Here is a 13,009-nt window from a genome sequence, read left to right on the forward strand (position 1 = left end):
ACCAAAAGGTGAAGACCGCACGGAATGAACCCAGGCGTGATCGGCCATCGGTTCAAGCGACGCGGTATTCCCTGAACTTCTCGCGCAGCGCCGATTTGAGCACCTTGCCGGTCCCGGTCATCGGGAATTCGTCCAGGAATTCGACGGCGTCCGGCAGCCACCAGCTCGCAATCTTCGGGCGCATGTGGTCGAGCAGAGCCTTGCCGTCGACGGTCGCTCCCTTCTTGCGGACGACGAGGAGCAGGGGGCGCTCCTGCCATTTGTCGTGCGATATTGCGACCACGGCGGCCTGAAGCACATCGGGATGAGACAAGGCGACGTCCTCGAGCTGGATCGAGGAGATCCATTCGCCGCCGGACTTGATCACGTCCTTGGAGCGATCGGTCAGCGTGACGTGGCCTTGGCTGTCGATCACGGCCATGTCGCCGGTGATCAGCCAGCCGTCGCGGTCGAGGCCTTCCTCCAGCTTCATGTAGCCGGAGGCGACCCACGGACCGCGAGCGCGCAGGTGGCCGACGGTCTTGCCGTCGCGCGGCAATTCATTGCCGGCATCATCGACGATCCGCAAAGCCGTGCCGAAACAAGCGCGGCCGGACACCTGGCGCCGGTCGAACTTCTCCTTGTCGCTGAGGTGCTCGGAGCCCGGCCGCAGGCCCGGCATCGAGCAGCCGAGCGCCTCGGTCATGCCCCAGGCCTGGATGTAGTCGATGCTGTAATCGCGCTTGAGCTTCTCGACCATCGCGCGCGGCGGGGCCGAGCCCGACGACAGCGTTGCGCGCAGCGTCGAGAACTTGTTGCCGGTGCGCCCGAGCCAGTCGAGCAGGATCAGCCAGAAGCTCGGCACGCCCGCCGACAGCGTCACCTTCTCGCCTTCGAGCAACTCATAGAGCTTGTCCGGCTCATAGTTGCGGCCGGGCAGCACCAGCTTGGAGCCGGTATAGGGCGCGGTGAACGGCATGTTCCAGCCGTTGCCGTGAAACAGCGGCGCCATCGGCATCATCACCTCGCGCACGCCTTCGACATGGCCCGGCAGGAAGTCGAAATTGCAGCATGTCATGGTCTGCAAGATCGCGGCGCGGTGCGAATAGATCACGCCCTTGGGATTGCCCGTCGTGCCGGACGTGTAGCAGATGGTGGAGGCGGACTTTTCGTCGAACTCAGGCCAGGCAAAACCGGCCTCGTTCTCGTTGTCCAGAAGCTCCTCGTAGCAATGGACGTTCGCCAGCTTCGTCTCCGGCATTCGCTCGCGCGAGGACATCACGACGTAGGCCTCGATCGTCGGTAGTTGCGGCGCGATCGCCTCGACGATCGGCAGCGTGGCCCGGTCGATGAACAGCAAGCGGTCTTCGGCATGATTGATGATGTAGACGAGCTGCTCGGGAAACAGCCGCGGGTTGACGGTGTGCAACACATAGCCCATGCCCGGCGCGGCATAGAACATCTCGAAATGGCGGTGGGTATTCCAGGCCAACGTGCCGACGCGATCGCCGGATCTCATGCCGAGCCGCTTCAAGGTGAGCGCCATGCGCTTGATGCGCGGATGGGCGTCAGCATAGGTGTAGCGATGGATATCGCCCTCGATCTCGCGCGCGACGATCTCGGCCTCGCCGTGGTAGTCGGCGGCATACTGGATCAGGCCGCTGATCAGGAGCGGCATGTCCATCATCAATCCCTGCATGGTCTCCTCCAGACGCCACGTCGTTGCATGGCGTACGCTTGTGATTGCGCGCGAGGTTAACGGAACGTCCCGCGACGTTCACGCAAAAAAGAAGCCGCGTGATTGCATGCCGGACTTTTTCAGGGCTAACTTCACGCGAACGGCCGGCGCAGCGGTGTCTGCCGTGGAGGAGACGAATGTCAGCGGAAAAACACAAGACCGGTGCGGCCGGCGAATCTACAGTCGATATCTCAGCCCTTCGTGCGCGCTATCGCGACGAGCGCGACCGCCGTTTGCGCAGCGAAGGCAAGGCACAGTATGTCGAGGTATCAGGCGATTTCGCTCGCTATCTCGACGATCCCTGGGCTGATCCCAGCTTCACACGCGCAGCTGTCAGCGAAGAGACCGAAGTGCTCATCGTCGGTGGCGGCTTCGGCGGCCTCTTATGCGGCGCGCGCCTTCGCGCGGCCGGCATCGACGATTTCCGGATCGTGGAAAAGGCGGCCGATTTCGGTGGCACCTGGTACTGGAATCGTTACCCTGGAGCCGCCTGCGACACCGAGAGCTACATCTACCTGCCGCTGTTGGAAGAGACCGGCTACATGCCGGTGCGCAAATACGCGCGGGCTCCGGAAATCTACGAGCACTCCCGCCGCATCGGCCGTCATTTCGATCTCTACGCGCGTGCGCTGTTTCAAACCATCATCTCGCGGATGGAGTGGCAGGAGCAGGAGGCGCGCTGGCTGGTCGAGACCGATCGCGGCGATCGCATTCGCGCGCGCTTCGTCATTCTCGCCGGCGGACCGCTGAGCCGGCCGAAGCTGCCGGGCATTCCCGGCATCGAGACGTTCAAAGGCCACAGCTTTCACACCAGCCGTTGGGACTATGACTACACCGGCGGCACTGCCGAGGGCAGCCTCACCGGCCTTGCCGACAAGCGCGTCGGCATCATCGGCACCGGTGCCACCGCCGTGCAATGCGTGCCGCATCTCGGCCGTTCGGCAAAGGCGCTTTACGTCTTCCAGCGCACACCGTCCGCGATCGGCGTGCGCGACGATCGTCCGACGGACCAAGCCTGGGCGCAAAGGCTCGGGCCGGGCTGGCAGCGCGAGCGCATGGACAATTTCACCGCCGTGATCTCGGGCGAGCCGTTCGAACGGGATCTGGTGCAGGACGGCTGGACCGGTCTGCTCGGCGAGATCCTGCTGGCGCCGCGTCGCCAGCCGCAGCCGGTGACCTCGCTGGAAGAGGCGCTCAAGGTGATCGAGCAGGCCGACTACCGCAAGATGGAGGAGATCCGCGCCCGCGTCGACGCGATCGTTAAGGACGAGGCGGCCGCGGCGGCGCTCAAACCCTGGTACAAGGCGTTCTGCAAGCGCCCGTGCTTCCACGACGAATATCTCGACACGTTCAATCGTCCCAACGTGCATCTCGTCGACAGCAAAGGGCAGGGCGTCGAGCGCATCACCGAGAATGCGGTCGTGGTCGACGGCAAGGCCTATGAGCTCGATTGCCTGATCTATGCGAGCGGCTTCGAGGTCGGCACCGATTACGCCCGCCGCATGGGCTTTGAGGTCTATGGCCGCGACGGCACCAGCCTGTCCGAGCGCTGGCGCGACGGCGTCAAGACGCTGCACGGCTTCTACAGCCGCGGTTTCCCGAACTGCTTCCTGATCGTCACGGTGCAGGCCGGCCAGAGCGCCAACTTCCCGCACATCATCGACGAGCAGTCGCAGCACATTGCCTATGTCATTGCAGAAGCGCGCAAGCGCAAAGCGCGGACCCTGGAGCCGACGCTCACGGCCGAGATGGCCTGGGTCGACGAGGTCGTCAAGGCCGCGCTCGGCCGCCAGACCTATCTCGCCGAATGCACGCCCGGCTATTACAACAATGAAGGCGTGCTCGATCCGATCGCGGCAAGAAACAGCCAATATTGGCGCGGGCCGGTGGCGTTCCTGCGGCTGCTCGACACGTGGCGGAAGGAGGGCAACCTGGAAGGCCTCGAATTGTCCTATGATCGCGCCATGGAGTCGGCGCTTTCGAGCGGGTAAGATCGCGCCCGGATCGGTCAGGACGGGAGACAGTGGGTATGATCAGGGGCAGGGCTGTTGCGGGGGCGGTTTTTGGCGCGATGGCGCTGCTTGGTTGCCTGGCCCCCGCCGCCGAGGCCGCGCAATGCGGCAGCTCGCCCGCCGGCTTCGAGGCCTGGAAGCGCGAATTCGGTGCGGAGGCGCAGGGCAAGGGCATCGGCCCCACCGCGCTGTCGGCCCTGATGCAGGCCAATTATGCCAGCGCAACCATCGCAGCCGATCGTGGCCAGCGCAGCTTTTCGCTGACACTCGACCAGTTCCTTGCCAAGCGCGGCGCCACCACCATCGTCGCCAAGGGACGGCAGCTCAAACAGTCGCAGGCCGCCTTGTTCGCCTCGATCCAGCAGCGCTACGGGGTCCCGCCGGGGCCGCTGATCGCGATCTGGGGCATGGAGACCGGTTTCGGCAGCCAGCGCGGCAACCAAAACATGCTGTCGTCGATTGCGACCCTTGCCTATGACTGCCGCCGTCCCGAATTCTTCACCGACCAGCTCTATGCCGCCTTGAAGCTGATCGACCGCGGCACGCTGTCGGGATCGACCCGCGGCTCCATGCATGGCGAGGTCGGCCAGACCCAGTTCATGCCCAAGAACATCCTGGCCTATGGCACCGGCAATCTCGATGTGGCTGCCAACGCGCTGAATTCGACGGCGAATTTCCTCAAAGCCCATGGTTGGCGCGCAGGAGCCGGTTACCAGCCGGGCGAGCCGAATTTCGCCGCTATCGAGGCTTGGAATGCGGCCGGGGTCTATCAGAAGGCGATTGCGCTGATGGGTCGGCAGATCGACGAAGGAGGTGGGGCAGCGGCCTCGCGCTAAGTCGTTCAGCAAGGCGTGATGCGCCGGCGCGAGAAAGTTGTTGCCATCGGGAACTGACGGCACGACGTTTGCTTTGATCAGGTTCAGGGGTGGGCATGAGGAGACTCAACATGGCAACCCAGATTGTGATGGACCAGACCGGCGATACACGCCACGAGTTTGATCCTGGCAATGCCGAAGCGCTGGCGCGAGCCGAACGGCGCTTTCGGGAGCTGACCGGAGCCGGCTTCACCGCTGCGCTGCGAACCGGACCCGGCGAGGTCACCCGTATCAGATCGTTCGATCCGACCGCGGAGGAAACGCTGTTCTATCCGCGCCTGGTCGGCGGTTGATCTGAGCTGATCATGATCGCGGCAGTTTGGCTCCGCGGCCCGGCGCGTGCGCGTCTGCACGCGCTGCGCGAACTCTATCGGCGCTTCTTCGGCGAGAACACGCCGGATGCCCGTGGCCGCCGGCTGCTCGCCGAATGGCTCGCGCCCGCTCAACGCGCGCAATTCGAACAGCACCGGTATTTCGACGTCGTCGGCTGCGACACCGGCAAGACTTATCGCATTCACTACGGTACCGCAGCCAACGTCCACGAAGTCGACGATGAAGGCCGAGCGACGATGGGATGGTGCTTCGTCCCGTCAGGCTTCCTCGTGCCCGGCGACGTGATGCTGGCGCAGAAGATTGCGCTCGAGACCGACGAAAGGGGCGCGCTTGCGCTCGCCAATCGGTTTCCTGCTGCAACGCATTCCGAGCACTTTTACCGGCGGCCATTCTAGCGCCGGGAGGATGGATTCGAGGCGGCTACGAGGCTCCACCTCTCCTTCGGAGAGGTGGAGCGAGCTCGGCAACGATGTCTGTCAGAAGTGTGTGGTGCGGTAGGCATCCAGCGCATGCGCCGCGAAGACGCCGATGCTGCAAAGGGCGAGCAGTGCAGAGATCAATTCGATCATAGCGCGTCCTCCCGCAGCGGGTGGGCGACGAGAGTCTGGCAGCAGGCGTAATCCAGGATGATGTCGAGGAAGAATTGCATGGTGGCCGTCCCTGTATTTATTTTGACAACCACTTAACCGGCCATCTGTTTCAGGCGTGTTTCGTCGCATCGGGAAAGGGGTTTCGCCGGGAACCCCGTGGCCTGTTTTGTGCGCCGTGGACCCGCTACATCTGGTCCTTCTCCATTCCCTTTCGCCGTACGCCTCCGGCGGGCGTGGCATCATGTTGCGAAGCAAAAATCATGGCGCGGGTCGCCGGGTCCGCGCTCGGCGCGATCGCCTTTCATCGCGTCGAGACCGTGTTGTTGTTGCTCTCGGGGATTTCCCTGATCTAGTGACCCACAGACTGGACCGGCGCCGCGCTGGTGTCGCTGCCGTGATGCGTCAGCGGCTTCATGCCGGTGACGGTCCGCAGCAGCACATAGAACACTGGCGTCAGGAACAGGCCGAACACGGTGACGCCGATCATGCCGGAGAACACGGCAACACCCATGGCGCGCCGCATCTCCGAGCCCGCGCCGGTCGAGAGCACCAGCGGCAGCACGCCCATGATGAACGCCATCGATGTCATCAGGATCGGACGCAGCCGTAGCCGGCTGGCCTCGATCGCGGCGCGGATCGGCGTACGCCCGGCGAATTCGAGCTCGCGCGCGAATTCGACGATCAGGATCGCGTTCTTGGCGGAGAGGCCGACGAGCACGATCAAGCCGATCTGGGTGAAGACATTGTTATCGCCCTTGGAGATCCAGACGCCGAACATCGCTGCCAAGAGGCCCATCGGCACGATCATGATGATCGAGAGCGGCAAGGTCAGGCTCTCATAGAGGGCGGCCAGCACCAGGAACACCAGCAGGATCGCCAGCGGGAACACCCAGATGCCGGAATTGCCGGCGATGAACTCCTGATAGGTCAGGTCGGTCCATTCGAAGGCAAAGCCCGGCGGCAGCACTTCCGCTGCGATCCGCGTCGCCGCTTCCTGCGCCTGGCCCGATGAAAAACCGGGCGCAGCCGCCGCGTTGATGTCGGAGGACAGGAAGCCGTTGTAGCGGATCGCGCGCTCCGGCCCCGCGCTCTGGCGGATCTTGAGCAGCGCCGACAATGGCACCATGTCGCCCGAGGACGAGCGCACCTTCAGCTGCCTGATGTCGTCGGCGCGAGCGCGGAACGGTGCGTCGGCCTGCACGCGGACGGAATAGGTGCGGCCGAACTTGTTGAAGTCGTTGACGTAGTAGGAGCCGAGGTAAATCTGGAGCGTGTTGAACACCTCCGTCACGGGCACGCCCAATTGGAGCGCCTTGGTGCGGTCGATATCGGCGAACAGCTGGGGCACGTTGACCTGGAAGCTCGAGAACACGCCGGCGATCTCCGGTGCCTTCTGCATCGCCGCCATGAATGCCTTGGTCGCTTCGTTCAGCGCCTCATAGCCGAGACCGGCACGGTCCTCGATCTGCAGCTTGAAGCCGCCGATGGTGCCGAGGCCGTTGACTGGCGGCGGCGGGAACATGGCGATGAAGGCTTCCTGGATCCCGGCATATTTCTTGTTCAACTCGGCCGCGATCGCGGGCCCGCTGAGCGAGGGATCCTTGCGCTCGTCGAACGGCTTGAGCGTCGAGAACACGATGCCGGCGTTGGACGAGTTGGTGAAGCCGGAGATCGACAGGCCCGGGAAGGCGACCGAGCTCTCGACACCGGGCTGGGTCAGCGCGATGTCGCTCATCTTGCGGATCACCTCTTCGGTGCGATCGAGGGTCGCGCCATCGGGCAGGCGGGCGAAGCCGACCAGATATTGCTTGTCCTGGCCCGGCACGAAGCCGCTCGGCACTTGCTGGAACAAGAGGGCGGTGAGGCCGACCAGCACTGCGTAGAGGCCCATCACCGCGGCCTTGCCCGAGATCACCCTGGTGACGCTGCCGCTGTAGTTCTCGGAGGAGCGTGTGAAGGCCTTGTTGAAGCCGCGGAAGAACCAGCCAAGGCTCTTTTCCATGATGAGCGTCAGCCGGTCCTTCGGCTCGTTGTGGCCCTTGAGCAGCAGCGCCGACAGCGCCGGGGACAACGTCAGGGAGTTGACGGCCGAGATCACGGTCGAGATCGCGATCGTCAGCGCGAACTGCTTGTAGAACTGCCCGGTGAGGCCGGAGATGAAGGCGAGCGGCACGAACACCGCGATCAGCACCATCGCGATCGCGATGATCGGCCCCGAGACCTCACGCATCGCCTGATAAGTGGCATCGCGCGGCGACAGCCCGGCCTCGATGTTGCGCTCGACGTTCTCGACCACGACGATGGCGTCGTCGACGACGATGCCGATCGCGAGCACGAGACCGAACAGGCTGAGCGCGTTGATGGAGAAGCCGAACACGTGCATCACGGCGAAGGTGCCGACGATCGACACCGGAACGGCCAGCAGCGGAATGATCGAGGCGCGCCAGGTCTGGAGGAACAGGATCACGACCAGCACCACCAGCGCGATGGCTTCCAGCAGCGTATGGATCACAGCCTCGATCGAGGAGCGCACGAACTGGGTGGGATCGTAGACGATCTGGTAGGACACGCCCTCCGGCATGTTCTTCTTGATCTCGGCCATGGTGGCGCGGACGTTGTCGGAAATCTGCAGCGCGTTGGAGCCCGGCGCCTGGAAGATCGGGATTGCCACCGCCTGCTTGTTGTCGAGCAGCGAGCGCAGGCCGTATTCGGACGCGCCAAGCTCGATGCGCGCGACGTCGCGCAAGCGCACCACTTCACCGTGCGCGCCGGTCTTGACCACGATGTCGCCGAACTGCTCCTCGTTCGCGAGCCGCCCTTCGGCATTGACGGACAGTTGCAGGTCGATACCCCTGACGTTCGGGGAGGAGCCGACCACGCCGGCGGCGGCCTCGACGTTCTGCGCCTGGATCGCTTTGACGATGTCGCTCGCGGTCAGCCCATGCTCGGCGGCCTTCTGCGGATCGACCCAGACCCGCATCGAATAGTCGCCTGCACCATAAAGCTGCACGTCGCCGACGCCGTCGATCCGCGCGAGCCGGTCCTTGACGTTGAGTACCGCGTAGTTGCGCAGATACGTCATGTCGTAGCGGCCGTTCGGCGACAAGAGGTGCACGACCATGGTGAGGTCGGGCGACGATTTCTTGGTGATGATGCCGAGCTGGCGCACCACGGCGGGCAGGCGCGGCTCGGCCTGCTGCACGCGGTTCTGCACCAGCTGCGTCGCCTTGTCGGGGTCGGTGCCGAGGCGGAACGTCACCGTCAGCGTCATCGCGCCGTCGGTGGTTGCCTGGCTCGACATGTAGAGCATGTTCTCGACGCCGTTGATCTGCTCCTCGATCGGCGTCGCCACCGTCTCCGCGATCACCTTGGGATTGGCGCCGGGATAGGTCGCGCGCACCACGACGGACGGCGGCACGACATCGGGATATTCCGAGATCGGCATCGCGAACAGCGAGATCAGGCCGGCAAGGAAGATCAGGATAGAGAGAACGCCGGCGAAAATCGGACGATCGATGAAGAATTTTGAGAGATTCATGGCTTTGCCCCTGCGCGAGAGACAACTCTCCCGTTGTCCGGGACGCAGGTGTCGCCCATGAACCCGGAATCGAGATGCGATGTCTTGGTCGTTATGACTTCGTCATTCCGGGCGCGCGGCTCCGTCTTCGCTCTTCGAGCTTCGGCTCGACAAGCCGCGCCAACCGGAACGACGTAACTAGCGTTGCACCACGTCCTGATTGCTGTGGTTGGATGCCTGCTGCGGCCCTCGCGCTCCCATCGCCGCCACCTCCGTCTTGAGGAGGGCGCCGGGACGCACGCGCTGCAAGCCATTGACCACGATGCGGTCGCCGGACTTCAGGCCCGCGGTGACGATGCGCAGCCCATCGACGGCACCGCCGAGCGTGACCGGCCGGTAGACGGCGCGGCTGTCGTCACCGACCGCCATCACGAACTTCTTGTCCTGGTCGGTGCCGATTGCGCGCTCGTCGATCATCACCAGCGTCTGCTGCTTCGGTTGCCCCATGCGCACGCGGGCGAACTGGCCGGGGATGAGACGCCCGTCCTCGTTGCGGAAGATCGCGCGAACGCGGATAGTGCCGCTCTGGCCGTTGACCTGATTGTCGATTAGCTGGATGTGGCCCTTGGCCGAGAGGCCACCGGACGTCCCCATCTCCACCGGGATCTGGTCGAGCTTGCCGCGCTGACCGGAGCCATCTGCAATGGAATTCAGCGCGCGCAGCACGACCTCTTCGTCCGCATCGAACGAGGCGTAGATCGGATTGACGGAGACCAGCGAAGTCAGCACCGGGGATGCGGTGCCGGCGGCAACGAGATTGCCGACCGTGACCTCGATCTTGCCGACGCGGCCGTCCACGGGCGCGCGCACCTCGGTGTAGTCGAGATTGAGCTTTGCAGTCTGGAGCGTTGCCTCGGCTGCCTTTACGTTGGCGATCGCTTCACGATTGGCATTCTCGCGCTGGTCGAAATCGCGCCGCGTCACCACGGCGTTGCCGATCAGCTGCGCGCCGCGCTCGAGCTCGCTCTGGGTGAAGACGACGCGCGCTTTGGCGGCCTCGAGCTGGGCTGCGGCCTTGTCGACCTCGGCCGCGTAGGGCGCGGGATCAATCTTGAACAGCACGTCGCCGGCCTTCACCAGCGCGCCTTCGGTGAAATTGGTCGACAGGATCGCTCCTGCCACGCGCGGGCGCAGCTCGACGCGGTTGATCGCCTCGAGCCGGCCGGAGAAATCGTCCCACAGCACGGTCTGCCGTGGCTCGATCATCGCGACGGTGACGGAGACGGCTTGCTCGGCCGCGGCCGCCGTTGCGGTCGCCTGGGCCGTACGAAAATAGTGACCGGTCGCGATCGATCCGGCTACGGCGAGGGCGCCCACGATGGCGACGCCACCGAGAAGGCGGCGAAAGCGGCCGGTGCGGGCGGTATTTTGGGAGGGGGGCATTTGCGCGCTCCAGATATGTAGTGTTCACTACAGATGTGGAGCTGGATATCGCAGCGCAAGATACTTATGTACCGTTCGCTAAGAAAATTGTAGCTCCATACCGCAAGAATTGGAAGACAGCAGAGAAAATAAAGCTAGAACAAATAGATAGGATTTGGCGTTAAGCTTCCAGCAGAACGCGAATTCGGAGGAGAGAGGCAGATGGGCATGGGACGCCCCCGCGAATTCGACGCCGAAACGGCGTTGGACCAGGCGATGGAAGTGTTTTGGCGCCATGGCTATGAGGGCGCCACCATTGCTCAGCTCACAGAGGCCATGGGCATCAACCCACCCAGTCTCTATGCCTGCTTCGGCAACAAGGAAGGCCTGCTGAAGGCCGCGCTCGACCGCTACACCAAGCTGCGCGGCGTCTGGATGGACGAAGTGGTGGCAGCACCGACTGCCCGCGCCGTCGCCGAGCGGATGCTGATGGGCATCGCCGACAAGCAGACCGATCCGGCCAATCCGCCCGGCTGCCTGCTCGTGCAGGGCGGGATTGCCTGCGGCACCGGCTCCGAGAACGTCCCGTTCGAACTCGCCGCCCGCCGTGCCCAGAACGAGGACCAGCTCCGCGACCGCTTTGTTCGCGCCAAGGCGGAAGGCGATCTCAGGGAAGGCGCCGATCCCGCCGCACTCGCGCGCTATGTCTCGGCCGTCGCAGTCGGCATGGGCGTGATGGCGTCCTCAGGCGCGGATCGCGAGGCGCTGCGGCAGGTGGCGAACGTCGCGGTGCAGGCGGTCGAAGCGCAGTCGGCTGACAAAACGTAACGGCCTTGTTATTTCGCAAATTGCATTGAAGCCAGCGCCGGTGGCGGCACAAAGCCGCCGAACTCGCGTTCGAGCAGTCCGGCGAGAGCAATCGTCGTGCGGTCCTCGAGATAAGGCCCGATGATCTGGACGCCAATCGGCAAGCCCGCAGGTGTGCGCTCGATCGGAACGGCGGTTGCCGGCAGTCCGCAGGTCGAAGCGGGGTCTGCCCAGATGAAGCACGCATCGGCGTAAGGATAGAGCTTCCCATCGATGTCGAGTTGCCGCGCGTCGAACGGCTCGGACTGGTCGTGTGGAAAGGCCGGCACGGCGGCGGCCGGGTAGATCACTGCGTCGAACTCGCGGAAGAACTCGTGCCAGCGTTGCTGCAGCTGAAGCCGCGCCGCGTCCGCCGCCAGCCACTCGCGGTGGATCATGGCCCAGCCGCGCGCGCGCTCTGCCGCCAAGCTGCGGTCGTCGGGCGCCAATGCGGCGGCAAGGCCTTGCGCCTCTGCAAGGGCGGCCGGTGTCAGGCGTGGACTTCGCGCTGCGTTCAGCAGCTTCATGTAGAGCCGCGCGGACTGGGCGAGATCGGGCAGCGACGCACTTGAGCGCGCGACTCGCGCGCCTGATCGTCCGATCCGCTCGGCCAATCGTCCAATGGCTGAACGCACGGCCTCGCCCGTCGGCATCAGCGGATGGCTATCGATCACGAGGATCCTGAAATCCCTGAGCTGGTCATGTCGCGGAGCAGGCAGCGCAAGGCGATAGCCGATCCCGTCGCGCATTTCGTCGGGGCCGGCAATCACGTCGAGCGCCAACGCCAGATCCGCGGCAGTGCGCGTCATCGGCCCAATGACAGCCAGGTCCCCCTGGCTAGGGACGGGCGGTGCCGGCGGCAGGCTGTATCCGCGCAGCGGGACCAGACCGAGACTCGGCTTATGTCCGAATACACCACAGAAATGCGCGGGCACCCGGATCGAGCCGCCGATATCCGAGCCGATCGAGAGCGGACCGAATCCTGCGGCCAGTGCCGCGCCCGATCCGCCTGAGGAGCCGCCGGGCGACCGGCCGAGGTCCCACGGATTGTTCGTCGTCCCATGGATATCGTTGTAGCTCTGGAAATCCCGTAAGCCGATCGGGATGTTGGTCTTGCCGATGATGACGGCGCCCGCCGCCTTCAATCGCGAGACGACCAGGGCGTCCTCCGCTGGCTGGAAATCCCTGAAATGCGGAAAGCCCCATGTCGTCGGCAGGCCTGCGACATTGAACGGTTCTTTCATGGTCACGGGAATGCCGAGGAGCGGCCACCGCTGGCCGCGACCAAGTGCGGCGTCGGCGGCGCGTGCGGCGTCTCGCGCGCGCTCGAAATCGCGGACGATGACGGCATTGATCTGCCCGTCCAACGCCTCGATGCGCGCAATCGTATGGGCGAGCAGCTCTGACGCGGACATCTTGCGCGCGTGCAGGGCGCTCAGCAGTGTGCTGATCGAGCCGTAGTCCAAGTCAGCGGCATCTGCGGCCGGCGCTCGTTGCATCACCGTCTCCATTGTATCTCACGTCGCGTCGAGGCTCTTCCGGCCGCGAACGGGTCCGGGGTATCGAACATGCAATCTCGGGAACGGGATGAGAAGGCGGCCGTTGTGGGAACCAGATCTGCCAGCCGGTCGGGGCGGAGGCGGTCGCGATCCGCGATGCCTTCTGAGCGGTTAACGGCGCCGGCTCGACTTGCGAAT

The 13,009-nt window shown here is 64.5% G+C and carries 10 protein-coding genes; 6 read left to right on the forward strand and 4 right to left on the reverse strand.

Going from position 1 to position 13,009, the window contains the following annotated elements:
• Positions 1-52 precede the first annotated feature (52 nt).
• Positions 53-1,678 carry a long-chain fatty acid--CoA ligase gene (locus tag LRP30_RS16710; RefSeq protein ID WP_249761066.1) on the reverse strand — a complete coding sequence of 542 codons (1,626 nt, stop codon included), beginning with the start codon at positions 1,676-1,678 and terminating at the stop codon, positions 53-55.
• A 176-nt stretch (positions 1,679-1,854) separates the two neighbouring features.
• Here LRP30_RS16710 and LRP30_RS16715 point away from each other — a divergent pair, with 176 nt between their 5' ends.
• From LRP30_RS16715 to LRP30_RS16735, 5 genes are all read left to right on the forward strand, one after another.
• A complete protein-coding gene (locus tag LRP30_RS16715) occupies positions 1,855-3,708 on the forward strand; it encodes an NAD(P)/FAD-dependent oxidoreductase (protein WP_249761067.1) in 1,854 nt (617 codons plus the stop codon).
• A 38-nt stretch (positions 3,709-3,746) separates the two neighbouring features.
• A complete protein-coding gene (locus LRP30_RS16720) occupies positions 3,747-4,565 on the forward strand; it encodes a lytic murein transglycosylase (protein WP_128934425.1) in 819 nt (272 codons plus the stop codon).
• A 110-nt stretch (positions 4,566-4,675) separates the two neighbouring features.
• Positions 4,676-4,897, forward strand: coding sequence for a hypothetical protein (locus LRP30_RS16725; protein ID WP_091888574.1), 222 nt, complete (start codon positions 4,676-4,678; stop codon positions 4,895-4,897).
• A 12-nt stretch (positions 4,898-4,909) separates the two neighbouring features.
• The gene (locus LRP30_RS16730; RefSeq protein ID WP_128934424.1) at positions 4,910-5,332 is read left to right on the forward strand and encodes a hypothetical protein; all 423 of its coding nucleotides are present in this window, start codon (positions 4,910-4,912) and stop codon (positions 5,330-5,332) included.
• A gap of 194 nt (positions 5,333-5,526) precedes the next feature.
• The gene (locus LRP30_RS16735; protein ID WP_249761068.1) at positions 5,527-5,880 is read left to right on the forward strand and encodes a hypothetical protein; all 354 of its coding nucleotides are present in this window, start codon (positions 5,527-5,529) and stop codon (positions 5,878-5,880) included.
• Here the strand turns inward: LRP30_RS16735 and LRP30_RS16740 are convergent.
• Positions 5,877-9,065, reverse strand: a complete 3,189-nt coding sequence (locus LRP30_RS16740) for a multidrug efflux RND transporter permease subunit (protein ID WP_128946477.1) — start codon at positions 9,063-9,065, stop codon at positions 5,877-5,879. The two genes, LRP30_RS16735 and LRP30_RS16740, sit on opposite strands and share 4 nt — an antisense overlap.
• A 177-nt stretch (positions 9,066-9,242) precedes the next feature.
• Positions 9,243-10,487 carry an efflux RND transporter periplasmic adaptor subunit gene (locus tag LRP30_RS16745; RefSeq protein ID WP_249761069.1) on the reverse strand — a complete coding sequence of 415 codons (1,245 nt, stop codon included), beginning with the start codon at positions 10,485-10,487 and terminating at the stop codon, positions 9,243-9,245.
• A 201-nt stretch (positions 10,488-10,688) separates the two neighbouring features.
• On the opposite strand from LRP30_RS16745, the gene LRP30_RS16750 reads away from it, so the two are divergent.
• The gene (locus LRP30_RS16750; RefSeq protein WP_128938593.1) at positions 10,689-11,294 is read left to right on the forward strand and encodes a TetR/AcrR family transcriptional regulator; all 606 of its coding nucleotides are present in this window, start codon (positions 10,689-10,691) and stop codon (positions 11,292-11,294) included.
• Positions 11,295-11,302: 8 nt separating this feature from the next.
• On the opposite strand, the gene LRP30_RS16755 is transcribed toward LRP30_RS16750, so the two are convergent.
• The gene (locus tag LRP30_RS16755; protein ID WP_249761070.1) at positions 11,303-12,811 is read right to left on the reverse strand and encodes an amidase; all 1,509 of its coding nucleotides are present in this window, start codon (positions 12,809-12,811) and stop codon (positions 11,303-11,305) included.
• Positions 12,812-13,009: the final 198 nt, after the last annotated feature.

It is taken from the genome of Bradyrhizobium sp. C-145, from assembly GCF_023375135.1.
In the GTDB taxonomy this organism is placed as follows: domain Bacteria; phylum Pseudomonadota; class Alphaproteobacteria; order Rhizobiales; family Xanthobacteraceae; genus Bradyrhizobium; species Bradyrhizobium zhanjiangense.